Raw genomic sequence first — 23,765 nt, 5'->3', positions numbered from 1 at the left:
CCGGCTTCATTTCTGAGAATTCCTCATGCGTAGAAAGGCGATGGCGTGGTCGATCCAGCTGGCGTTGATGGGCGTGGCTGCTTCCGCGGCGGCCCAGGCTCCGGCTTCCTCTTCGGTTCAACAGCTGGACGCGGTGCAGGTCACCGGTTCGCGCATTCCGCGCGCCCAGGTTGAAGGCCCCGCCCCGATCACGGTGATCAGCGCCGAGCAGATCCGCTCCAGCGGCTTCACCACCGTGCCCGACGTACTGCGGTCGATGACCCAGAACGGCGGCGAGACGCAGAGCCAGCAGTCGTCCAGCGGCGCCGACTTCTCGCCGGGCGCCCAGCAGGTGGACCTGCGCGGCCTGGGCCCGAACCACACGCTGGTGCTGGTCAACGGCCGCCGCATCGCCGATTTCCCGATGCCGTTCAAGGGCCGGAGCAACTTCACCGACGTCTCCAACATCCCGCTGGGCATGATCGAGCGCATCGAAGTGCTGACCGGCAGCGCCTCGGCCATCTACGGCTCGGATGCGATCGCCGGCGTGGTCAACTTCATCCTGAAGAAGAAGGCCGACGGCACCACCGTCGACATGCGCATGGGCACCACCAGCGAAGGCGGTGGCGAGTCGTTCGACGTGAGCATCGCCAGCGGCTTCAGCCACGGCAACTTCAATGCCGTGTACAGCGTTGAACTGCAATCGCAGACCCCGCTGTGGGCCTACGAGCGCGACATCCAGGATTCGACCCAGGACGGCCCCACCGAAGGCTCGCGCATCGCCCGCCGCGCGTATCTGCGCACCGACTACAACGATGACTACCTGGATCCGGGCGCGGCCACCTGCGAAGCGCTGGCCGGGCAGAACCAGGGCAGCACCTACCGTGCCTATCGGCCGAAGTACGGTTACTACTGCGGCAGCGACAGCTCGATCGGCTACGGCACCATCCTCAGCAAGCGCCGCGGCGCCAATGGCTACGCCTCGCTGAGCTACGACTTCGACAACGGCCAGCAGTGGTTCGCCGATGTGCAGCTGGGCTACCACACGATGTCGCTGATGCGCGACGTCACCAAGTGGGGCCGCATGGATGCCAATGGCGATGAGTCGGGCTACTTCAACAACCAGGCCACCGGCGAGATCGAGTTCTGGCAGCGCCAGTTCTCGCCTGAAGAAATGGGCGGCCTGCGCAATGCGATGGTGCGCAGCACGCAGAAGACCCTCAGCGTGACCACCGGCTTCAAGGGCAATCTGACCGGCAACTGGGATTACGAAGCGGCCCTGAGCCACTCGCAGTACCAGTCGCGGATCAGCTGGGCGCAGATCATCGCCGCCAAGGCCAATGACCTGTTCCTGGGCCCGCAGCTGGGCGTGGACGATGATGGCTTCCCGATCTACAACGCCGACCCATCACGCCTCTACCGGCCGCTGACCCGCGCCGAGTACGATTCGATCGCTGCACGCACCTCCTATTCGCCGAAATCGCGCACCGAAACAGCTGCCTTCACCGTGACCAACTCGGCGCTGTTCGGCCTGCCGGGCGGCGATGCCGGTTTCGCAGCGACGGTGGAAGTGGGCCAGCAGGCGTATTCGCTGAACCCCGATCCGCTGGCCACCCAGTACTACTACTACAGCTGGAAGGATTCGGACGGCAAGGGCTCACGCAACCGCTGGGCCACCGCCGCCGAGCTGCGCATGCCGCTGCACGAAACGGTCAACCTGAGCGTGGCCGGCCGCTACGACCAGTACCGCTATTCCGGCAACACCATCGGCAAGGCGACCTGGAGCGGCGGCCTGGAATGGCGCCCGATCGACACCCTGCTGGTGCGTGGTTCGTACGGCACCGCCTTCCGCGCGCCGGACCTGCACTATGTTTTCGCCGGCCCAGGCAATGACGAGACCAGCGCCGAGGACCTGTACAGCTGCCGCGCCGACGGCGCCACCGACTGTTCGGACTACGAGCGCAACCTGATCCGCAGCCGCACCGGCAACCGCCAGCTCGACCCGGAAACCAGCACCTCATGGAGTGCCGGCTTCGTCTGGTCGCCGGCGATCGGCCTGGACCTGTCGGTGGACTGGTTCGACATCGACATGCGCAAGCAGGTGCAGGACATGGACGTGCGCACGATCCTGGCCAGCGAAGCGAACTGCCGCCTCGGCAGTGCCGACATCAACTCGCCGACCTGCGTGGACGCGCTCGACCGCATCACCCGCACCAGTGATGGCCGCCTGTACGGCGTGCGCGTCGCCCCGATCAACGTCGCCCGCGAATCGACCTCCGGCATCGACATCGGCCTGCGCTACCGCCTGCAGACCGGCATTGGTGACTTCATCCTCAACGGCACCCACACCTGGGTGAAGAAGCACGACTTCCAGCGCTACCCCGGTGATCCGATCCAGGACCAGTTCGCGGTCAACAGCAACTTCGACATCCCGCGCACCAAGACCAGCCTGAGCGTGACCTGGGAGAAGGCTGCATGGTCGGCCACGGTCTACGGTTCGCGCCTGGGCAAGCTGCCGACCTCGGACAGCTACGACCAGGTGTTCAAGTGGGACAGCGGTGACAGCCCGTACATCAAGGCAACCTACCGCTACAACGCGTCGCTGCAGTACCGCTTCGACGACCACTCGCGCCTGTCGCTGTCGGTGGTCAACGTGTTCAACAAAATGCCGCCGAAGGACGCCTCGTACACCGCGTATCCGTACTACGACGTGTCCTGGTTCGACAGCATCGGCCGCACGATCAACCTGCAGTACACGCACAAGTTCGGCGGCAGTGCGCTGTAAGCTGCCGCAGGTACCGTTCCGGAAGATCCCCGCTTCGGCGGGGTTTCTTTTTTGCGCTGCCTGAATGGAGCCAGCGCGGGAGCGCGGCCAGGGCCGGCCCGCTGGGGATTTTAGGAAACAGCTGATTCCGTCACTTCGGCAGCGATCTCTAGCATCGGTCCATGTTCCGGATTCCCCGCCCTTCGCTGCCGCCCGTTGCGCCGCCAACCACCGCATCCGTGCTGCTGCGCTGCCTGACCGTGTGCGTGTTCATCTGCCTGGCGGCTGCAGCGGGCTTCTATCTGCTTACAGCGTTCACCGAGGACATCTCGACTCATCGCCGTGAAATGAACGCTGCCGCCTACAAGGCGCAGATCTATTTCGACCAGCGCGAAGCCCTGCTGCGCTACCTCGGCGATTCCGTAGTGAAGGGCGCCCCGGCCGCGCAGACGGCAGCAGGCGAAGGCGAAGGCGTGCGCCGGATTCCGTTGGATGGGCCTGGAGGCCAGCCGGGCCAATGCATGCTGCTTTCAGCACGCGCGGAGAACACGCTGCAGGCGCTGCAGACACGGCTGTTGCTGATCGATGCAGACGGCGCTCACGGGTTGGCCGGTGCAGCGATCGATGTAGAGCTCGCCCAGCTGCCGTCACTGCGCGCGTTGCAGGCCCGCGGCGGCAGCCTCGACGGCGCAGACCCCGTGTACTGGATGCGCCCGGGCGAAACCGGCGTGGCGCTGGCCCAGCCGGTACAGGCGGGCCCGCGCCCGATGCAGTGGTTGCTGCTCCTGCTCGACGATGCCGCCGCCGCAGGCATGATCGATGGCCAGGGCATCGGTGGCTATGCACTGCTCGACCGGGAAGGGTCTCCGGCCTTGTCCAGCCAGGCGCCCCGTCTGGACAGTGCAGGCTGGGACACACTGCGGCAACGCCAGGACGACAGCTTCGGCACGCTATGGAGCGGTGGGCTGCCGCGCGGCGTGGCCCTGGTGAAGAGCGTTGGCAATGATGGCTGGCGGCTGGTCTACCATCTGCCGCCGCCACTGCTGCTGGGTGACCTGGCGGTGCCGCTGCTGGTCTGCACGTTGTTGCTGCTGCTTGCGGGTGTCGCCCTGCGCCTGCTGCGGCATCGGGTCGACCGTCAGCTCATCCAGCCGGCGCTGCAGCAGCACCGTCGCCTGCTGGAGAACCTGGACTTCAGTTCAACGGTGATCGACATGGCGCCGGCCGGTATCTGCGTCCTCCGTCGCAGCGACCGCCATCTGCTGCTCTGCAACCAGGTGCTGCGCGACTGGCTGGGCGAGGAAGGCGCAGACAGCGACTGGCAGGCACCGTGGCGCGGGCATGCCGGTGAGCGTGGTCATGGCCTGGAATTCACTGCCCGCGATGGCCGCCAGCTGCAGGTGCTGCACGCCGCCTGCCGTTACCAGGGCGACGACGTACTGCTGTGCGTCTTCCACGACATCTCACGCCATCGCCAGGCGCAGGCCGCACTCTCCTCCGCACGCCAGGCCGCTGATGCAGCCAACCAGGCCAAGAGCGCTTTCCTGGCCACCATGAGCCATGAGATCCGCACTCCGTTGTACGGCGTCCTCGGCACGCTTGAGCTGCTCGGCCATACCACGCTGGATCCGCGCCAGTCACAGTACCTGCGCACCATCGAAAGCTCGTCGTCGGTGCTGCTGCAGCTGATCAGCGATGTGCTGGATGTTTCGAAGATCGAGTCCGGCCAGCTCAGCCTGGAACCGGCGGCGTTCTCACCGCGCGAACTGACTGAAAGCGTGCTGCGCAGCTTCGCGGCCTCGGCCACCTGCAAGGGGCTGCAGATCCTGGTGTGCACCGACCCCCGCCTGCCGACACGCGTGCTCGGCGATGCCGATCGGATCCGCCAGGTGCTCGGCAACCTGCTCAGCAACGCCATCAAGTTCACCGAGCACGGCCGGGTGGTACTGCGCGTGCGCCAGGTGCAGCGCGAAGCTGAATCGAGCGTACTGGTCTGGCAGGTCACCGATACCGGCGTGGGCATCGCTGCGGAAGAGCAGGCGCGCCTGTTCGAACCATTCCGCCAGGTGCGGGGTGCGGCCAGTGCACAGGGCACTGGCCTTGGGCTGTCCATCAGTGACCGCCTGGTACGCCTGATGAGTGGCGAACTGCAGGTGGTCAGCGAGCCGGGGTTGGGCAGCAGCTTCAGCGTGCGCCTGCCGTTGCCGGTGTTGGCCGCTGCAGAGGACGGGCCCGTACTCAACCCCGAGCCTCCGGTGCTGGTACGCGGCCGCGACCGCGAACTGGTCGACAGCGCGTGCGGCTGGCTGCGCCGCTGGGGTGCCAATGCGCAGCCATTGCAGGGCGACCCCACCCTGCTCGACCATGACGGCGCGATCCTGATGGATGGCGAAGCCGCAATGCCACTGGCCTGGACGGGCCCTCGCGTGGTGGCGTCGATCGAGGGTGGTGAACAGCCCAGCGAAGCGGCCGACGGCAGCCTGGTGGTGACCCTGCATGGCATGACTGCGATCGGCAATGCCCTCGCCCGCTTGCAGCAACAGCGTGCGGCCTTGCCGCAAGCCGAGCGCGCGACACTACCGATCCCGCTGGACCTGCGCGTACTCGTGGTCGAGGACAATCCGATCAACCGGGTGATCCTGGCCGAGCAGCTGCGCACCCTGGGATGCACGGTGGCGCTGTCCCAGGACGGCGTGGAAGCGTTGTCGCTGTGCCGCGAGCAGGCCTTCGACCTGGTGGTGACCGACATCAACATGCCGCGCATGGATGGCCATGCGCTTGCACGCCAGCTGCGTGAGGACGGCAATCCAGTGCCGGTGATCGGCGCCACCGCCAATGCCACCGCCGAGGAACGCGAGCGCTGCCTGGCCAGCGGCATGCAGGGCTACCTGAGCAAACCCATCGACATCGCCCGCCTGCGCAAGGCACTCACCGCACTGCGCCAAGGAGACCCCGCATGACCCAGCGTGTCCTGATCCTGGAGGACCAGCCGTTCCAACGCGGCTTCCTTGCCAATCTGTTCGGCAACCGCGCGGGAGTGCAGGTCGACGCCTGCGAAGACGTGGACGCCGCCATCGCGCTGTGTGCGTGCCAGCCCTACGATCTGGTGGTGAGCGACCTGCTGATGCCCGGCCAGGACGGCATTCAGTTCATCCAGGCACTGGCGGCCCAGCCGCGCCCACCCCGCCTTGCGGTGGTCAGCGCCGCACCACGGCGGATGATGACTTCGGCACGGTTGATGGCCGAATCGCTGGGGTTGGATGTGATCGGCCTGCTGCCCAAGCCTGTCGCAGCCGCCGACGTGGATACCCTGTTCGAAGCGCTGGCACAGGCGCGACCGTCGCTGGATGCCTCATCCATGCAGGCAACCGTGCGGCCCGAACCCGACGCACGGGAACTGCGCCAGGCGATGGCCGATGGCAGTCTCACGGCCTGGTTCCAACCGAAGAAGTCGCTGCAGTCCGGGCGGGTGGTCGCTGCCGAGGCGCTGGTGCGCTGGCGCCATCCCGTGTTGGGAACGCTGGCAGCGGGCAGCTTCCTGCCAGCGATGTGCCGCCATGGGCTGGAAGGCGAGCTGTTGCGGATGATGCTCACGGCCAGTATCAAAGCGCAGGCGCGCTGGCGCAGGCAGGGCTTCCGGGTGCCGGTTTCCATCAACCTGCCGCCCCATCTGCTCGAGCAGTCCGATCTGCCCGATGAGCTGCTGGCGCTGACCCTGGCACTGGGTGGCACGCCGGGCGAACTGTGCTTCGAATTGATGGAGAACAGCACCACGCGACACGTCAGTGACTTCTATGCCGGTGCCTGCCGCCTGCGCATGAAGGGCTTCGGCCTGGCCCAGGATGATTTCGGGCAGGGCTTGAGTTCGGTCCACAACCTGGTCAACACGCCTTTTACCGAGGTCAAGATCGACCGCGCGCTGGTCAGCGGCTGCGCCCGCGATCCGGCCCTGCACCTGACCCTGTCAACGATCATCGCGCTGGCCAACCAGCTGGGATTGACCATTGTGGCCGAGGGGGTGGAAAGCGATGCCGACCTGGCCGTGCTGCGTCGGCTCGGCTGCAGCCAGGTGCAGGGCTTCCTGATTTCGCAGGCGCTGCCTTCGGACGAGTTCACCCGGCTGCTGGACGACGATGCGCCGCACGCGGATGAAACGCCACGGGCCGTCCTGCGTTGAAGCCTGCTCCACAACGGCTTCACAATTCCATCAAGCGGCATTGATGATCCTGTCTGTGCAGTAGCGTCAGGCACTCGCCCGTCGCCTCGCGTTGCCGCTGACCGCCCACTGCTCCGAGACCTGCCATGCCGGCCGAGGCCGCTCCCGTACGCCGACTCGCTCGCCGTTCCCTGCGTGTCCATGCCCTGCTGATCGGCGTGGTGGTGCTGGCCACCCTGCAGGCCGGGTTGCTGCTGTCCACCGGCACGCAGCTGCTGCGCGAAGAGCGCAGCAAGATCGAGTACCACTTCCGCCGTCTCGACGGCACGCTGCTTGAACAGGAACGCTTCCTGCGCCAGTGGCGGCTGCATGATGTCGGTGCACGCGGGCAACCGATACCCGATGCCAGCGTGGAGCTGCAACGCGGGCCCCTGTTCGCCGATTTCGCCCTGATCGGCGACGAAGGCACCCGCTCCCCGGCACCCACCGAGCTGGGCGACCGCTTCCTGCGCTTCTACGGATCCTTCTGGTCGGCCTCGCACTACCCTCCGCCACAGTGCCTGCTGGTCGATGGACAGGGTACGCGTGGGCTGCTGGCGCCGGTACAGATGACCGGCGCAGACGCAAGCCAGAACAGCCCGCATCACCTGCGCCCGGCAATTGCCGACATCCACCGTGTACTGGGTGCCCAACCGAGCCTGCAGCGCGGCGGCATCGCCTGGGTTGCGGTGCCTTGGCGAGATCGGCAGACCCGGCTGCTGGCCATCGCCCATGCCCCGCAGGACGCACGCCTGTGGGGACAGACGGAGGAAGGCTCACTGGCCGCGCTGGCCTGCCTGCTCGACCCCGGGCGCGTTGACGACTATCGGCAGGTGCTGGGCGTCCCGGTATTCCAGCGACTGTCGCTGTTCGATGCCAGCGGCCGGCGGCTGCTGGGGGACGGTGCTGACATCAGCGACGCCGGCACCTCCTGGCAGGCGGGCCTGGATGGGTTGCGCTTTCTCATGCGCAGCGAACGCGGCTGGCTGGCGGTCTACCACGTAAGCTGGCGCCAGATCTTCCAGCATCCGCAGGGCCCGTTGCTGGGGGCTGTGCTGGTCGCCCTGCTGCTGGCGCTGGGCGGCACGCTGGTACTGCGTGCATATCGCCGATCGGTCATCGAGCCATTGCGCAGCAACCACGCGCGCCTGCTGGAAAGCGAGGCCTTCAGCCGCACCATCCTGGACAATGCACCGATCGGGCTGTGCCTGCTGCGGCGCGCCGACGGCAACGTGCTGCTGGACAACGCGCTGGCCCGCAGCTGGCTGGGTGAAGATCACCTCGGCGGCGGGTGGCATGGCCCCTGGCGACGCAGCGTGATGGCTGCCGGCGGCACCACGCTTGGTGATGGCCTGGCCTACAACACGCCCGACGGCCGTCACCTGCTGGTGAAAGCGACACCAGCGCGCTATCGCGGTGAGCCGGCGGTGCTCTGCCTGTTCATCGATCTCAGCAGCCAGCATGAAGCCGAGCAGGTGCTGCAGCAGGCGCGGCGCGCCGCCGACCAGGCCAACCGCGCCAAGAGCCAGTTCCTGGCGACGATGAGCCATGAGATCCGCACCCCGCTGTATGGCGTGCTGGGCACCCTCGAACTGCTCGGGTTGACACCGTTGGACGCGCGGCAGCAGCACTATCTGGCCACCATCCAGCGCTCGTCTTCGACCCTGATGCAGCTGATCAGCGACATCCTCGACGTCAGCAAGGCCGAGGCCGGGCAACTCAGCCTGGAGCCAAGCCCGTTCGATCCGGTACGGCTGACAGAGGACGCACTGGACTCCTATGCCGCTGCGGCAGCGAACAAGGGACTGCAGTTCTATGCCTGCATCGATGCCGACGTGCCAGCGTCGGTGTGCGGGGACGCCGCACGGATCCGCCAGATACTCAACAACCTGATCAGCAATGCACTGAAGTTCACCGACAGTGGACGCGTCGTTGTACGCGGATCGGTGCGTTGGCAGGACCAGCGCTGCTGGCTGCAGTGGCAGGTGACCGATACCGGTATCGGCATCGCCAGCGAACACCAGTCGCATCTGTTCGAGCCATTCTTCCAGGCCAATCCCGGCACCGATGCCATGCGGGGGACCGGCCTGGGCCTGGCCATCTGCGCCCATCTTGCCGAACTGATGGATGGTCACCTGCGCGTGGTCAGCGAAAGCGGCCTGGGCAGCAGCTTCAGTGTGGAACTGCCATTGCCGACGGCGCCACCGGATCCGCAGCAGTCGCCCGCACCCCAGTTGCCCCCCACCCTGCAGGTGCAGGTCCGTGGCAGCGTCCGCGAACTGGTGCAGTCACTGTGCGAGCGCCTGCAGCAACGTGGCGCGCATGCGAACGTGTACCGGGAGGAGCGTGCAGCTGGTGAGGCATCGGCCTCCGTCCTGCTCGATGTGGTACTGGATGGAGCCTTGCCGGACGCTGGCGGTGGCCCACATGTGATCGCCTGCCGCGAAGGCAGTGTGCGACCTCAGCTGTTGGCCGGCGCATGGCAGGTGGGCCTGCATCGGTTCGATGCGATCGTGATCGCACTGGCGGCCGCCAGCGGTCAGCCATTGGCGGCCAGTGCCGAAGGCCGCCTGCCGGCACCACGGCGCTTCGACCTGCAGGTGCTGGTGGCCGAGGACAATCCCATCAACCAGGCGATCCTGCGCGATCAGCTGGAACGGCTCGGCTGCCGCGCCGTGGTCGCCAGTGATGGCCACGAAGCACTGGGCTACTGGCAGCAAGGGGCATTCGGGCTGGTACTGACCGATCTGAACATGCCCGGGCTGGATGGGTATGGCCTGGCACGCGCGCTTCGCACCCGTAATGTCGATGTGCCGATCTACGGCGCCACGGCCAATGCCGACCCTGCCGAACGCCAGCGCTGCCAGGAATCCGGCATGCAGGGCGTACTGGTGAAACCGATCACCCTCGAAGCGCTGCAGCGCCTGTTGCTCCGGATCACGACCGAACAGACGCAGCCATCGCCGATCGACGCTCCTGCGCCGGCCACGACAGGCGAAGATGATCCTCCCCTGCAGGTTCCCACGAAGATGCAGGTGCTGTTCGTGCAGACCATGCAGGCCGATCTGGACAGCCTGCGCCAGGCGATCACCGAGGCCGATCCCGGACGCGTGGCGCAGGTACTGCACCGCATCCGTGGCGCGCTGGTCATCGTCGGCGCACCTGCGCTGGTGGACAGCGGGCTGCTGATCGAACAGCGCATCGCGCAGGGCAGTGGCCTGGCAGAGCTGGCTGGACCGCTGGCCGCGTTCCAGCGGCGGCTGCAGCTGCTGCTGCAGCCCCTGCTGGGCACCCCCTCTCCCTCCCCTCCTGACACCCCGAGTTCGCCATGACCACACGGATCCTCATCGCCGACGACCATCCGATCGTGCTTGCCGGCATCCGCGACGTCCTTGCCGCCGAGCTGGACCTGGAAGTGGTGGGCGAAGCCGCCGACCCTGCCACGTTGATCGACCTGATGACACGCACCCGGCCGCAGGCGGTGATCACCGACTACAGCATGCCCGGTGCTGACCATTTCGGCGACGGCATCAAGCTGATCTCGTTCCTGCGGCGCAGCTTCCCGGACACCCGCCTGCTGGTGCTGACGATGGTGTCCAACCCGTCATTGGTGGCGGCAATGTATGCCGCTGGCGCCGGCGGCGTGGTGCTCAAGAGCCATGGCCTGGGCAGCCTGGTGCGGGCACTGCGGGTGGTACTGGCCGACCGCGTCTACCGGCCATCGGGCCTGCTGCCGATCGCGGCCGGCGATCCGGCCGATGCCGATACCCTGCGGGCCCGGCTGTCGCCGCGCGAACTGGAAGTAATCCGGCTGTTCACTGGCGGCATGAGCGTCAGCGACATCGCCCGGCAGTTGCAGCGCAGCGCCAAGACCGTCAGCACGCAGAAGATCAGCGCGATGCGCAAGCTCGGCGTGGACAGCGACCAGGCGCTGATCGAGTACTGCCTGCAGGCCTCGCTGTTCGCCTGAGGCCTGCTCCCGGCTGAACCCTGCAGGTCTTGGGCCGGGACCTGCAATGGCTTTAGGAAACGCCTGATTCCATCGGACAGCGCCGATTTCTAGGCTGGAGACATCCCGCCACGGTGCGCTCGCAGGCAGTTGCTGCATCGCCGTGGGGGGCGGAAGCCTGATGGCGCCTGCAGGCGCCGTCACGTGTGGCTTCCGCAGCGACGCGGCTTCGCCGCGCCCGTCCGCGCAGCCGCGCTGCGCCCTGCCACAGGAAATCCATCAGCATGAATGCCTCCCCCACACGGCAGCGCCGTGCGCCTGACTGCGCGCGCGTGGCGCGCCATCCCCTGATTCCCAGCCTGCTTGCCACTGCGTTGTGGGCGGCGTTGCCCGTGCAGGCAGCGGAGCTGCAAGGCCCGCTGAAGGTCGTCAATGGCGAATCGCTGCAGCTGGGTGCGGACGACCGCCTGCTGCACTCGGGTGGCGGCTTCGCACTGGATGTCAATGGAGCCGGCAGCACTGCCACGATCGATGGCAGCCGCATCGACATCACCCACGGGGGCAGTGGCATCCAGGCCATGGCGGGCGGTACCGTGCTGATTGAAGGCGGCCACATCCAGCTCGGCAATGTCACCGACAACGCTGGCTATGCACTCAATGCAAGTGGGGCAGGCAGTGTCATCCGGGCCAACAACCTGGTCATCGATGCCTATCGCAACAGCTCCGGCTACGGCACGGTCAATGCCACCAACGGCGGCAAGCTCTGGTTGAATGGCGGCAGCGTGAGCAGCGAGGGGCATGCCCTTTACTCCAGTGGCCGCGGCAGTGAGCTGCACGTGTCGGGCACCACGATCAGCAATGGTGCCAACCGTGGTGTCTACGCCGAGGGCGGCGCATTGCTGTCGCTGGACGCGCTGTCCATGACCTTCGCCGAAGCCAGCAACGGTTCCAGTGGCCGCCTGTCGGCCAGCGGCAGCGGCAGCGTGCTGTCACTGCGCGACGTGGACACGAGCAATGGCTACTTCGACATCTACAACGGCGGCACGCTGCAGATTGAAGGTGGCCGTGCCACTGCCAATGGCGGCAGCATCCGTCTGCTGGGAAACAGTGCGAACCGGGTGTACTCCAGCGGTGACATCACTGGCGGCCGCTTCGAGACCGTTGGCGGTTACGGTGTCAACGTCAACAGCTGGGGCAAGCTGACCACCCACGGCGCCCACTTCACCGTGCGCGATGGCAACTCCGGCGTGTGGCTGTCGGGCGCCGACTCGCTGGCCGACATGACCGATACGGTGATCAGCACCTTCGGTGACAATGGCTACGGCCATGGCGTGGACGTCTGGGGTGGAACCGCGACGATCACCGGGGGCAGCATCGACACCCATGGCGCGGGCGTGTACGGCCTGCGCGCTTCAGGCAGCAATCCGCCAACACCGTATTCGCGGATCCGGGCCAAAGACCTGGACATCACCACGTACGGCAACGGCGGCGGTGGCGTGTTCCTGGGTGGCAGCACGGCGGATGCAGAACTGCAGGGAGGTTCGATCACCACGCGCGGCACCTCCTCGTTCGGCATCGTGCAGATGAACACCGCAAAGCTCACTGCCGATGGCCTGCGCATCCATGCGCAGGGCGCGAACTCTGGAGCCTACCGCTCCTACCTCACTGCGTTCGGGCCGTACTGGAACCGCCTGGTATTCAACAACAGCCAGCTGCAGACCGAGGACGGCCCCGCGCTGTGGCTGCAGGGCAGCAACCACGAACTGACACTCAACAACACCGATGTCGTCGCCCGCCAGCAAGGCGAACTCGACGATGGCCGCCTGCTGCGGGTCAGCGATACGGTGTTCACCGACGGAAGCTCGGTCGCCACCGCGGACATTCTGTTCACCGCTGACAACAGTCGCCTGACCGGCGATGTGGTCGTCGATAGCGCGACCGCCAACGTGCGGATGACGCTGCGCAACGGCACCCGGTTCAGCGGCGCGCTGCGCAATGCATCGGGCTACCAGGTCGCGCAGCTGGCGATCGATGGCAGCAGCCAGTGGGACGTGCGCGCCGACTCCAGCGTCGCCACCCTGGACCACGCTGGCACCATCGCCTTCGTTGCACCCGGGGCCGACGGCTTCAAGACCGTGACCGTAACCGGCGACTACGTCGGCAACGGTGGGCAGTGGCTGTTCAACCGCGCACTGGGTGACGATGCATCGCTGGGCGACCAGCTCGTGATCGAGGGCGACAGCCGTGGCACAGCCACCGTGAGCGTACGCAACGCCGGCGGTGCAGGCGCGCTCACCCGCGAAGGCATCCGCCTGATCAGCGTCAGCGGCCAGTCCGATGCGCAGTTCACTCTGCACGGGCGTGCAGTCGCGGGGGCCTACGACTACTTCCTGTTCAAGGGCGGCATCTCCACCCCCGATGATGGCAACTGGTACCTGCGCTCGGAATATGTGCCGCCGGTCGACCCGCCGTTGCCACCCGATCCGCCGATCGACCCGCCGACCCCGCCAATCGATCCGCCAGTGGATCCGCCGCGCCCCCCCATCGATCCGCCGGTGCAGCCGCCGATCGACCCGCCGCTGCCTCCTGAACCACCGCGCGTGGAGCGCCCTGAACCCGCTGCATACCTGGCCAACCAGAACGCCGCGCAGGGCATGTTCCGGCACAGCCTGCATGACCGTAGCGGCGATCCCGCCACTGCAGCCGACGATGACGGCAACGCCATCGCATGGGCCCAGGTGCGCAGCAGCCAACCCGACAGCCATGGCCGCGGCCAGCAGGTGCATGTGGACAGCAGACTGAGCAGCGTCCTGCTGGGCGTCGGTCGCCGCTTCGAGGCCAATGCCGGTGGCCAACTGCAGCTGGGCGTCATGGCGGGCCAGGGCCGGGCACGCAATGACAGCCGGTCTCAGGTAACCGGCTACACAGCACGGGGCGAGGTCATTGGCAGCAGCATCGGCCTGTATGCAACGTGGCTGCAGGATGCGCGCATGGACGGCGGCGCCTATGTGGATGGCTGGCTGCAGTACGGCCGCTTCCGCAACAGCGTGCAGGGCGAAGGCCTGCAGAAGGAACGCTACCGATCGCACAGCTGGACAGCCTCGGCCGAGGCCGGCTATGTGCTGCCGCTGCAGCGCAGCGCAGCGCGTGGCATCTACCTGGAACCACAGCTGCAGGTGCTGCACAGCCGCTACGATGCGGACGCCGTGGTCGAAGCCAATGGTACGGTCGTTGAAGGCCGCGACAAGGACAGCACCACCACGCGCGTCGGCATGCGCCTGTACACGCGTTCACTGACACAGGGTGAAGGACAGGTGCAGCCGTTCGTTGCGGTGAACTGGTGGTCCGGAGGCAACGGTGCGGGCCTGGCGATGGACGGCGAGCGGTTGCAGCGGCAGCTGCCGCGCGACATCTACGAAGCCAAGGCCGGTGTGCAGCTGAATCTTTCCGGTGGCTGGCGGGGCTGGGGCGAGATCAGCCGGCAGAGCGGTGGCATGGGCTTCCGCGATATCGGCGCGCAGCTCGGCGTGTCCTATCGCTGGTAGCGGGTTGCACCACAGCCTCTGGTGTTGAAGGGACGCGGTACAGGGAAGCACCGGGCAGGGATGCCCGGACAGCGGTCCGGATTGGTGCACAGCAAAGAGCCCCCATACAATCCTGCAGATGGCAGCGCTCTTTGGCCATTTACCGCAAGGCAGCCCGCAGGAGCAGCACATGCAAGGACCGCGCATCAGATGCTTTGCAAGGCTTCTGGCCTGCCTCATGCTTCCGGCCTTCGTCTCAGGGTGCTTCAGCTGTTCGGGCTCTGGCGGTTGGGAGCGCGTGGTGAATCCCGTCTGCCGCGAGGGATACCTGCCTTCGGTTGCGACCGCGACGGTCGCCGCCCCCAGCGCAGCCTCTGCGCCGGCAGAGGGCGCTGCCGACGGCAACGCACCTCGATGAGAGGCCGGGCGCTGATCGCTTTGCGACTGTCTGTACGCATCGCCGTTGCCAGATGCACGGCCGCTCTACCACAGCGTCCGATTCTTGAACCCACACCTCCAGGAATGCCATGAACATCAGGATTGGAACCATCGCCGCTGCACTGCTGGCCCTGTCTGCGCCTGCCCTCACCCAGGCTCAGGAAAGCACGGCATCCACGCTGTCGCGCCTGATCGAGTGCAAGCTCTCCGCTGAGGAAGTGAGCAGCTTTGTAGAACGGATCAACGCCGAACAGGTGCAGGACTTCGTGCACAGTGAGGTCGGCGGAGATTCCGCACTCATCCTGTGGAACAGCGAGACGCCCGTCAGGGCCTGGGGCGAAACCTCGGATCTGGTCAACATGTCCAGCACGACCGAGATGCACCTGGCATTCCGTGTTCCACTCGGCGAAGAACTGGCGCACGGCAGGAAGATCGTCGATCGCATCGGCGGCATGTCCGCGCGCCCCGACCAGGCGGCGATGGAAGCCACATACGGCTGGAAAGGCATGGACTACCGCAAAGCGTTGAGCAACAACCGCAACGTCCGCGTGCTGGTGGACCTCAGCTACTCTCCCGGCTGGGTCGCGGTCGGTTGTTCGTACGGGGATATCCAGTAACTGGCCGGGAATCCGGCAGTGACGGGTGCCGCCATCGCAGCACCCGTGCTGCGCGCGCTCTAGGCCAGGTCTCCACGATGGACGATGTGGCATTTGTTGCCATCTGGATCGCGCAGATACGCACCGTAGTAGCCAGCACCGTAGTGCGGCCGCAATCCTGGCGCGCCCTCGTCGGTGCCGCCGGCAGCGAGGCCTGCCGCATGGGCGGCATCCACCGCGTCCGCGGAGGGCGCGAGGAACGCCACCATGCTGCCGTTTCCATGGCTTGCCGGTTCACGGTCATAAGGCGCGTAGACGTAGAAGCGCGGCAGCGCAGCGTGCGCCGTCACCCAGCATGCCGCGGCCGGGCCACCATCAGGCGTGACCGGACGGCGGCGCATGCCGAGCGGAGTCAGCAGGGCATCGTAGAAGATGGCCGCTGTATCAAGATCGTTGGTACCGACGGTGATGTGACTGAACATGGGATTCTGCCGAGTATCCTTGCGCGGTTGCCGCGTGAGTATTGCGAGGCGATGTTGATCCATCGTACGACAGTGCCGCATGCGAGCAACCATTCGCGCGCCCAATGCGCCCGGTTCCGGCGCCACCTTGCGGTGGAGGCTGGACATTCGGCGCAACCTACAACGACCTCCACACCGGAAGAATCCAATGAAGCTCATCACCGCTGTACTGCTGCTGGCCACCTGCCTGTCCGTTGTTGGATGCTCGCTGCTGTCGGGCCGTTCCATTGCGCACCCCTCGGCGCGCTATGCCGAGCGGGTACAAATCACCGTCAATGCAGACGCCGTGGCAAGCGCGCAGCCGACCGTTCCGCCCGCCACCCGGCGTTGAGCCAGGCGTAGCTCCGCAGGTTTTCCACATCGCGCGTGGAAAGCGATGGGGGTTTGGTGTGGATAAGCGGGCGCGAGCCATGCACGGCAATCGTTTCAAGGCATGGTGCTTTTTTGTCCAGGCATTGCCGCGGTTTTCCACACAGCACGTGTAAAGCCATGGGAACTTGATGTGGACAAGTGGGCGCGAGTGTTGCGCTGCAGGCGTTTCGGAGCGTGGTGAAAATTTGTCCACGCCACACGGGCAAGCCTTGTAGAGCCGAGCCCATGCTCGGCTGATGCCAACCTGAGCCGAGCGTGGGCTCGGCTCTACAGGCCGCCGCGCGGTTTTCCACATCCGACGTGGAAAGCGATGGGAGTTTGCTGTGGACAAGTGCCGGCGAACATCACACCGCAAGCGTTTCGCAACGTGGTGTTTTTTTGTCCATCTCCAGAAACGCGAACGCCCCGCACAAGGCGGGGCGTCCGGGATCGATCCGTTACCGCTGGATCAGACGTTGAAGCGGAAGTGCAGGATGTCGCCTTCCTGCACGCGGTATTCCTTGCCTTCCAGGCGCAGGCGACCGGCTTCCTTGGCGCCGGCTTCGCCCTTGTACTTGATGAAGTCGTCATACGCGATGGTTTCAGCGCGGATGAAGCCCTTCTCGAAGTCGGTGTGGATGACAGCGGCAGCCTGCGGGGCGGTGGCGCCCTTGCGCACGGTCCAAGCACGCACTTCCTTCACGCCAGCGGTGAAGTAGGTCTGCAGGCCGAGCAGGCTGTAGGCCGCGTTGATCACGCGGTTCAGGCCCGGCTCGCTCAGGCCCAGGTCGGCCAGGAAGGTATCGCGGTCTTCGTCGTCGAGCTGGGACAGCTCTTCTTCGATCGCGGCCGACACCGGCACCACCTGCGCGCCTTCAGCGGCGGCATGCGCGCGCACGGCATCCAGGTGCGGGTTGTTCTCGAAACCGTCTTCCAGCACGTTGGCGATGTACATCACCGGCTTCAGGGTCAGCAGGAACAGATCGCGCACCAGCGCCTTCTCTTCCTCGTCCAGGCCGACCGAACGACCGGACTTGCCGTCGGACAGCGCCGCCTGCAGCTTGGCCAGCACCGGCTTGCGCGCCGCCGCGTCCTTGTCACCCCCCTTGGCGGCGCGCTCGGCACGGTTCAGTGCCTTCTCGACGCTGTCCAGGTCGGCCAGCGCCAGTTCGGTATCGATGGTTTCGATATCCGAGATCGGGTCGACCTTGTTGTTGACGTGGATGACGTCGGCGTTCTCGAAGCAGCGCACCACGTGGGTGATCGCATCGACTTCGCGGATGTGCGCCAGGAACTTGTTGCCCAAGCCTTCACCGCTAGCGGCACCGGCGACCAGGCCGGCGATGTCGACGAACTCGACCGCAGTCGGGATGACCTTCTGCGGGTTGATGATCGCTGCCAGCTCGTTCAGGCGCGGATCCGGCACCGGCACGATGCCGACGTTCGGCTCGATGGTGCAGAACGGGAAGTTGGCCGCGGCGATGCCCGCCTTGGTCAGCGCGTTGAACAGGGTCGACTTGCCGACGTTGGGCAGGCCGACGATGCCGCATTTGATACCCATGGGTGACAGCTCTCTGGGGTGAAAGTGATTGGGGAAGCAGCAACATGGGCGCTGCTTTTCCAATCATTCTCCGTACCGACCAACGGTCGGTACCTACCGGGCCAATTATTTCGGGGTGTGCAGCCGCTTCATCGCTTCGCTGAAATCGCCCTGCACCGCCAGCGGCAGCACGTCGATCGCATCGTCGATGGCGCGCGAAATCAGCACTTCGTCGTCTTTGGAGGGACGGCCGAGCACCCAGCCCACCACGCGGTCCTTGTGGCCGGGATGGCCGATGCCCACGCGCAGGCGGTGGAACTTGCCGTGGCCGAGAAGGCGGATGGTGTCGCGCAGGCCATTCTGGCCACCGTGGCCACCGTCGAACTTCAGCCGCGCCACGCCGGGCGCCAGGTCCAGTTCGTCATGGGCCAGCAGGGTTTCTTCCGGCTCGATCTTCCAGAACCGCTGTGCGGCGGTGACCGACTTGCCACTGAGGTTCATGAAGGTGGCGGGCTTGAGCAGCCACACCGTCTGCCCGGCGATCTCGACCTTGGCAGTCTCCCCGAACAGCTTGCTGTCCACGTTCCAGCGCGCGCCGGCTTTTTCAGCCAAGGCCTCAACGAAATGAAACCCGGCATTGTGCCGGGTCCGGGCGTGCTCCGATCCGGGGTTGCCCAGACCGACGATCAGTCGCAATCCTGCCATTGGATCTTCCTGGTACATGCCAGTACGGCGCCTGCCCGAAGGCAGGCGCCGCGAAGGCATTACTCGGCAGCCGCTGCTTCTTCAGCGTCGGCAGCTTCGCCCTTGCCGTGCTTGGCAGTGACGATGGCGTCGTCGTGGTCCTTGCCCAGCGCCAGCGCCGGGATTTCCACGCCCTTCGGCAGCTTGATGTCCGACAGGTACACGATGTCGCCAGCCTTCAGCTCGCCCAGGTCGACTTCGATCGACTCCGGCAGGTCCTTCGGCAGGCAGCTGATGGACACTTCCTTCAGTTCGTGGGCGACCACGACGTCGGCAGCCTTGCCAGCCGGCGAGGTGTCTTCGTTGATGAAGTGCAGCGGAACCGAAGCGGTCAGCTTCTCGTTCTCGTTCACGCGCAGGAAGTCCAGGTGCATGATCAGCTGCTTGTACGGATGGCGCTGCATGTCACGCAGCAGCACCTTCTGCACCTGGCCGTCCAGGTTCAGGTCCAGGATCGAGGCATAGAACCACTCGTTCTGCTGGGCCAGCCAGATTTCGTTGTGGTCCAGGCTGACGGCGACCGGCTCGGCGTTGCCGCCGTACACGATCGCCGGGATCACACCAGCGTGACGCAGGCGGCGGCTCGCACCCTTACGCTGCAGTTCACGCTTGGTGACCTTGATTTCATGGGTCTTCGACATTTTCGACTACTCAGTTGTTGCCTTGCCTTGCGGCTTGGCGGTTGAAGGCACTTCCGCGACCAGAAGCGCCCGGTGTGTCCCTGCCGTTGCCGGCGGGGACGAAAAATCAGTCGACGTACAGCGAGCTGACCGACTCACCGAAGGCGATGCGGCGCATCGTCTCGGCCAGCATTTCCGCCACGCTCAGCTGGCGGATCTTGCTGCACACCCGCGCTGCGTCCTTCAGCGGGATGGTATCGGTCACCACCAGCTCGTCGAGCTGGGAATTGGTGATGTTGTCCACCGCCGGGCCCGACAGCACCGCGTGGGTGCAGTAGGCGGCGACCTTGAGCGCACCGCGCGCCTTCAAGGCAGCGGCAGCGGCGCACAGGGTGCCGGCGGTATCGACGATGTCATCGACCATCACGCAGGTCTTGCCTTCGACATCACCGATGATGTTCATCACGGTGGAGACGTTGGCGCGCGGGCGGCGCTTGTCGATGATCGCCAGGTCGGCATCGTCGAGGCGCTTGGCCACTGCACGGGCACGGACCACGCCGCCCACGTCCGGCGACACCACGATCAGGTTCTCGGTGCCGTAGGCACGCCAGATGTCGGCCAGCAGCAGCGGGGACGCATACACGTTGTCCACCGGGATATCGAAGAAGCCCTGGATCTGGTCGGCGTGCAGGTCAACGGTCAGCACGCGATCAGCGCCAGCGGTGCTGAACATCTTCGCCGCCAGCTTGGCGGTGATCGGCACGCGCGAGGAACGCATGCGGCGATCCTGGCGCGAGTAGCCGAAGTACGGCACCACGGCGGTCACGCTGGCCACCGATGCGCGCTTCAGCGCGTCGATCAGCACCAGCAGTTCCATCAGGTTTTCCGCGCTCGGCGCACAGGTCGGCTGGATCACGAACACGTCCTGCTTGCGGACGTTCTCTTCGATTTCCACCTGCACTTCACCATCGGAGAAGTGCGAGACCAGCGCCTTGCCCGGGCGTACTCCCAGTTCCTTGCAGATGTTCTGCGCCAGACGTTTGTTGGCGTTGCCGGAAAAGACCAGCAGGTTCGGGGACTCTTGCATCATGATTGTCTCGGGCGGGGACGAGTGGCGGGGATCCGGTAGCGGCAAGGACCGCTTCGGCCCCTGCTGCTGACAACACCGCGGTTGTTTCCACGTCCCGCGCGGTCGATGCGCTGGATGGCGCGGACACAGCCGCATTGGCAGGGGCGGGAGGATTCGAACCTCCGAATGCCAGGATCAAAACCTGGTGCCTTGGGCCTCTTGGCGACGCCCCTGCATTGATGAATCAGTGTTGCTCGAGTGCATCCAGCAGTGGCGAACGTGCAACGCCCGCAGCCACCCTTGCCCGCAACTCCTTCGGCAACTCCGCTCGCCCCTGCTCTGCGGCAGCCTGCGAATCGAACTCGACGAAACAACCACTTCCGGACCCGGTCAAACGTGCCCGGCCAATACCGCTCAACGCGGCAAGCACCGCCTCTACGGCAGGCTCGCGGCGGCGCAGCACCGGCTCGAACACGTTCCCGACCAGAGCGCCGGAAGCGAAGTCGTCTATTTTCGCCTGTGGGCAGTCGCGCGTCAAATCCGGATCAGCAAACAGGGCCGGGGTGGGAACATGAACCCCGGGTTCGGCGATGACATACCAGGCCGGCGTCAGCTCGATCGGCTGCAGGCGTTCGCCCACCCCTTCGGCCCAGGCATTGCGCCCGCGCACGAACACCGGCACATCGGCACCCAGGCGCAGGCCCAGCGCGGCAAGCGCGTCCTCGTCCAGACCGGCCTGCCACAGGCGGTTCAGCACCACCAGCACGGTGGCGGCATCGGACGAACCGCCGCCAAAGCCACCGCCCGCCGAAACGTGCTTTTCAACGATGATGTCCGCACCTTGCGCGACATTCGCCACATCTTTTAGCAGGCGCGCGGCACGCACTGCCAGATCATCGGCCTCGGCCACGCCGGCCAGGCCCTCGCCTTCACGGCGCACCTGACCGTCTTCACGCAGGCGCAGGCCGATACGGTCGCCCCAGTCCAGCAGGCGGAACACGGTCTGCAGCTCGTGGTAACCGTCGGCACGGCGGCCAGTGATGTGCAGGAACAGGTTCAGCTTGGCCGGGGCCGGCCACCAGGACCAGCCCGCGTCGTCGCGCCCGGCACTCATGGCGTGCCCTGCGCCCACTGGTCCACCAGCAGGCGCACCTTGGCGTCGCCATTGCTGGCCTCGATCCGGCGCGGCACGGCCGGGCGCCCGGCATCAGCCGGGTACCAGTCCAGGTACTGCACCTGCCAACCCATCTGCAGCATGCGGCGCGGACGGCCCTCGCCGTCACGCTCGACCTTTTCGGGGCCGGCAGCGTCGCCTGCCACCAGGCCGCGGATCCAGTCCGGCAGCTGGTTGACCGGGATATCCCAGCCGGTAGCCTCCAGCAGCAGCTGCTGGGCGTCCTCGCCGTCACGCGGGCCACCGGCCAACCCTTCCAGGCGGCCGGCCTCGGAATGGGTATCGCCGGTCAGCTTCCAGCTCTGCCGGGTCACCGGTGCGCTCAACTCGACCACGTAGCGGCGGCCGTCCTGCTTCCAGTCGATGCGGCCGCTGCCGCCATCCTTGCCCTTGCTTACCGCGACCCGGCCCTGGAAGGCCCAGTCCGGCTGCGCATGCAGCGCGGCCACGCGCGCGGCCTCGGCCTGCGCGGCTTCGGCGGACACGAACTCGACCACGGCCGGCGCCGGGGTCTTCTGGGTGCCCACGGTGGTGCAGGCGGTGACCGCCAGGGTCGCGGCCGCCAACAGCAGCGGCCGGATCAGGGAAACACTCATGGATTGAATTTCTCGCGGGCGCGCAGCAGCGCGCGGTTTTCAGGGTCGAGCTTGGCCGCTTCCTCGAAGAAATGACGGGCCTCATCGTGCTTGCCCAGCACCCACAGCACTTCGCCAACGTGCGAAGCGATCTCCGGGTCCTTGGCCAGGGTCCAGGCCCGGCGCAGCTGCACCAGTGCCTCTTCCTTGCGGCCCAGGCGATACAGCACCCAGCCGTAGCTGTCGACGATGGCGGCGTTGTCCGGTTCGGCCACGCGGGCGCGGTCGATCAGCTCCAGTGCTTCCTGCAGGCGGCCGGTGCGATCGGCCAGGGTGTAACCCAGCGCGTTCAAAGCCGGCACGTTCTCCGGCTCGGTCACCAGGATCTTGCGCAGATCGGCCTCGGCACGCGGAATGTCGTCGCGACGCTCCCAGGTAAGCGCACGGGCGTACAGCAGGCCGTTGTCATCCGGGTAGGCCGCCAGGCCGCGGGCCAGCGCATCCAGCTCGCCGGCACTGTCGTCGGCGCGCTGGCGCAGCTCGGCTTCCAGCAGGTAGGCGTCGCGGCGCACGTCGTCGTCGACCACCGCATCGGACTGGATCGCATGCACTTCGTCCAGCGCCAGTGGCAGACGCCCGGCCAGGGCCTGGGCATTGGCCGCGCGCAGGCGCGCCTCGCTCAGCTCATCGCCACCGGGCACGCTGTGGTACCACTGCACCGCCTCGGGATAACGCTTCAGGTACTCGGCGATCTTGCCCAGCAGCAGGCGCTGCGCCGGGTCCGGCTTGGCCGCCTGCCGCGACAGTTCGTTGTAGAGATTGGAAAGCGCGGCCTTGTCGCCCTGCTTGGCCAGCAGCGAGGCGCGCATGCCCCAGGTCTGCACGTCCTGCGGGCCGAACGCCAGCACGCGCTCGGCGGCGGACGGCTGGCCGAGACTGTCGTAGGCAATGGCCACCGCATTGCGCAGTTCCGGGTCCTGGCGGGTCTTCGGCTCCACATCGTGCAGCAGCGACAACGCCTTGCCGGTCTCGCCCGCCTGCTGCAGCTGGCTGGCACGCAGCAGCGCCACACGTGGCTCTTCCGGGAAGCGCTTGACCACTTCATCGATCATGCGCCGGGCCAGCTCGGGCTTTTCCATGCGCAGGGCAAGGCGGCCAAACTCCTGCCAGGCTTCGATCTTCGGCGGAATGGCATTGGCGTCGACCAGCTCACCCAGCACCTGCGCGGGCACCGCCGGATCACGGCCGCCACCGATCAGTGCGGCCAGGGCGAACTTCCAGCCGCGCTCGTCGGGGTCGGCCAGCAGGCCCTGCAGTTCGGTGCGGGCCGCCTTCACATCGCCCTGGCGCATGGCCAGCGCACCGGCCGCACTGCGCATGGTCAACGAACGCGGGGCGCGCTGCTGCCACAGGGCCAGGCCCTTTGCCGCGCTGGCATCATCGTTGGCAAGCATGGAAATACGGGTCGCACGCTCGGCCAGGCCGGCGTCGCCGTCGGTCTGCTGGGCGGCCTGCAGGTACCAGCGCGCGGCCTCGGCCAGCTTGCCGGCCTGCAGCGCGAATTCACCGGCCATCACCGGTTCCAGTGCCAGTTCCTCAGTGGCCGGGGCCCGCACGGGGGCCTTGGCCGGCACCGCCGCCAGGGCCTGGCCGCAGGCCAGGGACAGCAGCAGAACACTGGGGATGCGAATCAATGCGGGCATCGTCGGCATCGGGGCCTTAAAAT

At 66.5% G+C, this 23,765-nt stretch carries 16 protein-coding genes and 1 tRNA gene; 8 read left to right on the top strand and 9 right to left on the bottom strand.

From position 1 onward, the window contains the following. Positions 1-25: 25 nt before the first annotated feature. The 7 genes from SMAL_RS03755 (at position 26) to SMAL_RS03725 (ending at position 15,466) form a co-directional block, all read left to right on the top strand. Positions 26-2,764 (top strand): TonB-dependent receptor plug domain-containing protein, encoded by a 2,739-nt coding sequence (locus SMAL_RS03755; RefSeq protein ID WP_012510151.1) that lies wholly within the window; start codon positions 26-28, stop codon positions 2,762-2,764. Positions 2,765-2,925: 161 nt separating this feature from the next. After that, entirely contained in the window at positions 2,926-5,703 is a 2,778-nt protein-coding gene (locus SMAL_RS03750) for a response regulator (RefSeq protein WP_012510150.1), read from the top strand. Next, entirely contained in the window at positions 5,700-6,920 is a 1,221-nt protein-coding gene (locus SMAL_RS03745) for an EAL domain-containing response regulator (protein ID WP_012510149.1), read from the top strand. Before SMAL_RS03750 ends, SMAL_RS03745 begins: the two co-directional genes overlap by 4 nt. A 125-nt stretch (positions 6,921-7,045) precedes the next feature. Next, positions 7,046-10,270, top strand: coding sequence for a hybrid sensor histidine kinase/response regulator (locus SMAL_RS03740; protein WP_012510148.1), 3,225 nt, complete (start codon positions 7,046-7,048; stop codon positions 10,268-10,270). Next, entirely contained in the window at positions 10,267-10,908 is a 642-nt protein-coding gene (locus SMAL_RS03735; protein WP_004145080.1) for a response regulator, read from the top strand. Before SMAL_RS03740 ends, SMAL_RS03735 begins: the two co-directional genes overlap by 4 nt. Before the next feature lie 263 nt (positions 10,909-11,171). Beyond that, on the top strand, positions 11,172-14,432 hold the full coding sequence (locus SMAL_RS03730; RefSeq protein WP_012510147.1) for an autotransporter family protein: 3,261 nt from the start codon (positions 11,172-11,174) through the stop codon (positions 14,430-14,432). A gap of 506 nt (positions 14,433-14,938) precedes the next feature. Further along, positions 14,939-15,466: a hypothetical protein gene (locus SMAL_RS03725; RefSeq protein WP_004145014.1), complete on the top strand. Its 528-nt coding sequence runs from the start codon at positions 14,939-14,941 to the stop codon at positions 15,464-15,466. 59 nt (positions 15,467-15,525) lie between these two features. Here the strand turns inward: SMAL_RS03725 and SMAL_RS03720 are convergent, their stop codons facing one another. Further along, complete coding sequence (locus tag SMAL_RS03720; RefSeq protein ID WP_012510145.1) at positions 15,526-15,927, bottom strand: VOC family protein; 402 nt, start codon at positions 15,925-15,927, stop codon at positions 15,526-15,528. A 187-nt stretch (positions 15,928-16,114) separates the two neighbouring features. Here SMAL_RS03720 and SMAL_RS03715 point away from each other — a divergent pair, with 187 nt between their 5' ends. Beyond that, on the top strand, positions 16,115-16,297 hold the full coding sequence (locus tag SMAL_RS03715; RefSeq protein WP_012510144.1) for a hypothetical protein: 183 nt from the start codon (positions 16,115-16,117) through the stop codon (positions 16,295-16,297). A 489-nt stretch (positions 16,298-16,786) separates the two neighbouring features. Here SMAL_RS03715 and ychF read toward each other — a convergent pair whose 3' ends face one another. From ychF to SMAL_RS03675, 8 genes are all read right to left on the bottom strand, one after another. Beyond that, entirely contained in the window at positions 16,787-17,878 is a 1,092-nt protein-coding gene (ychF, locus tag SMAL_RS03710) for a redox-regulated ATPase YchF (RefSeq protein ID WP_004144978.1), read from the bottom strand. A 105-nt stretch (positions 17,879-17,983) separates the two neighbouring features. Continuing rightward, on the bottom strand, positions 17,984-18,562 hold the full coding sequence (gene pth, locus SMAL_RS03705; RefSeq protein ID WP_004144977.1) for an aminoacyl-tRNA hydrolase: 579 nt from the start codon (positions 18,560-18,562) through the stop codon (positions 17,984-17,986). Between the two features lie 59 nt (positions 18,563-18,621). Continuing rightward, complete coding sequence (locus SMAL_RS03700; protein WP_012510143.1) at positions 18,622-19,242, bottom strand: 50S ribosomal protein L25/general stress protein Ctc; 621 nt, start codon at positions 19,240-19,242, stop codon at positions 18,622-18,624. Between the two features lie 106 nt (positions 19,243-19,348). Further along, positions 19,349-20,308, bottom strand: coding sequence for a ribose-phosphate diphosphokinase (locus tag SMAL_RS03695; protein ID WP_005415400.1), 960 nt, complete (start codon positions 20,306-20,308; stop codon positions 19,349-19,351). A gap of 138 nt (positions 20,309-20,446) precedes the next feature. Next, positions 20,447-20,523 (bottom strand) — tRNA-Gln (locus SMAL_RS03690). An 11-nt stretch (positions 20,524-20,534) separates the two neighbouring features. Beyond that, positions 20,535-21,404: a 4-(cytidine 5'-diphospho)-2-C-methyl-D-erythritol kinase gene (gene ispE / locus SMAL_RS03685; RefSeq protein WP_004144966.1), complete on the bottom strand. Its 870-nt coding sequence runs from the start codon at positions 21,402-21,404 to the stop codon at positions 20,535-20,537. Then, positions 21,401-22,060, bottom strand: a complete 660-nt coding sequence (gene lolB / locus SMAL_RS03680; RefSeq protein ID WP_012510142.1) for a lipoprotein insertase outer membrane protein LolB — start codon at positions 22,058-22,060, stop codon at positions 21,401-21,403. Before lolB ends, ispE begins: the two co-directional genes overlap by 4 nt. Further along, complete coding sequence (locus tag SMAL_RS03675) at positions 22,057-23,742, bottom strand: tetratricopeptide repeat protein (protein ID WP_198283151.1); 1,686 nt, start codon at positions 23,740-23,742, stop codon at positions 22,057-22,059. Before SMAL_RS03675 ends, lolB begins: the two co-directional genes overlap by 4 nt. Positions 23,743-23,765 lie beyond the last annotated feature (23 nt).

Origin of the sequence: Stenotrophomonas maltophilia R551-3 (assembly GCF_000020665.1) — a bacterium.
Taxonomy (GTDB): domain Bacteria; phylum Pseudomonadota; class Gammaproteobacteria; order Xanthomonadales; family Xanthomonadaceae; genus Stenotrophomonas; species Stenotrophomonas maltophilia_L.
Note: the sequence above shows the minus strand (reverse complement) of the source record. Positions and strands in the feature narration are given on the sequence as shown.

What these genes read in the sequence shown, in the direction of transcription:
- SMAL_RS03755 (WP_012510151.1), top strand. Translation starts at nt 26, where the DNA reads ATGCGTAGAAAGGCGATGGCGTGGTCGATCCAGCTGGCGTTGATGGGC.
- SMAL_RS03750 (WP_012510150.1), top strand. Translation starts at nt 2,926, where the DNA reads ATGTTCCGGATTCCCCGCCCTTCGCTGCCGCCCGTTGCGCCGCCAACC.
- SMAL_RS03745 (WP_012510149.1), top strand. Translation starts at nt 5,700, where the DNA reads ATGACCCAGCGTGTCCTGATCCTGGAGGACCAGCCGTTCCAACGCGGC.
- SMAL_RS03740 (WP_012510148.1), top strand. Translation starts at nt 7,046, where the DNA reads ATGCCGGCCGAGGCCGCTCCCGTACGCCGACTCGCTCGCCGTTCCCTG.
- SMAL_RS03735 (WP_004145080.1), top strand. Translation starts at nt 10,267, where the DNA reads ATGACCACACGGATCCTCATCGCCGACGACCATCCGATCGTGCTTGCC.
- SMAL_RS03730 (WP_012510147.1), top strand. Translation starts at nt 11,172, where the DNA reads ATGAATGCCTCCCCCACACGGCAGCGCCGTGCGCCTGACTGCGCGCGC.
- SMAL_RS03725 (WP_004145014.1), top strand. Translation starts at nt 14,939, where the DNA reads ATGAACATCAGGATTGGAACCATCGCCGCTGCACTGCTGGCCCTGTCT.
- SMAL_RS03720 (WP_012510145.1), bottom strand. Translation starts at nt 15,927, where the DNA reads ATGTTCAGTCACATCACCGTCGGTACCAACGATCTTGATACAGCGGCC.
- SMAL_RS03715 (WP_012510144.1), top strand. Translation starts at nt 16,115, where the DNA reads ATGAAGCTCATCACCGCTGTACTGCTGCTGGCCACCTGCCTGTCCGTT.
- ychF (WP_004144978.1), bottom strand. Translation starts at nt 17,878, where the DNA reads ATGGGTATCAAATGCGGCATCGTCGGCCTGCCCAACGTCGGCAAGTCG.
- pth (WP_004144977.1), bottom strand. Translation starts at nt 18,562, where the DNA reads ATGGCAGGATTGCGACTGATCGTCGGTCTGGGCAACCCCGGATCGGAG.
- SMAL_RS03700 (WP_012510143.1), bottom strand. Translation starts at nt 19,242, where the DNA reads ATGTCGAAGACCCATGAAATCAAGGTCACCAAGCGTGAACTGCAGCGT.
- SMAL_RS03695 (WP_005415400.1), bottom strand. Translation starts at nt 20,308, where the DNA reads ATGCAAGAGTCCCCGAACCTGCTGGTCTTTTCCGGCAACGCCAACAAA.
- ispE (WP_004144966.1), bottom strand. Translation starts at nt 21,404, where the DNA reads ATGAGTGCCGGGCGCGACGACGCGGGCTGGTCCTGGTGGCCGGCCCCG.
- lolB (WP_012510142.1), bottom strand. Translation starts at nt 22,060, where the DNA reads ATGAGTGTTTCCCTGATCCGGCCGCTGCTGTTGGCGGCCGCGACCCTG.
- SMAL_RS03675 (WP_198283151.1), bottom strand. Translation starts at nt 23,742, where the DNA reads ATGCCCGCATTGATTCGCATCCCCAGTGTTCTGCTGCTGTCCCTGGCC.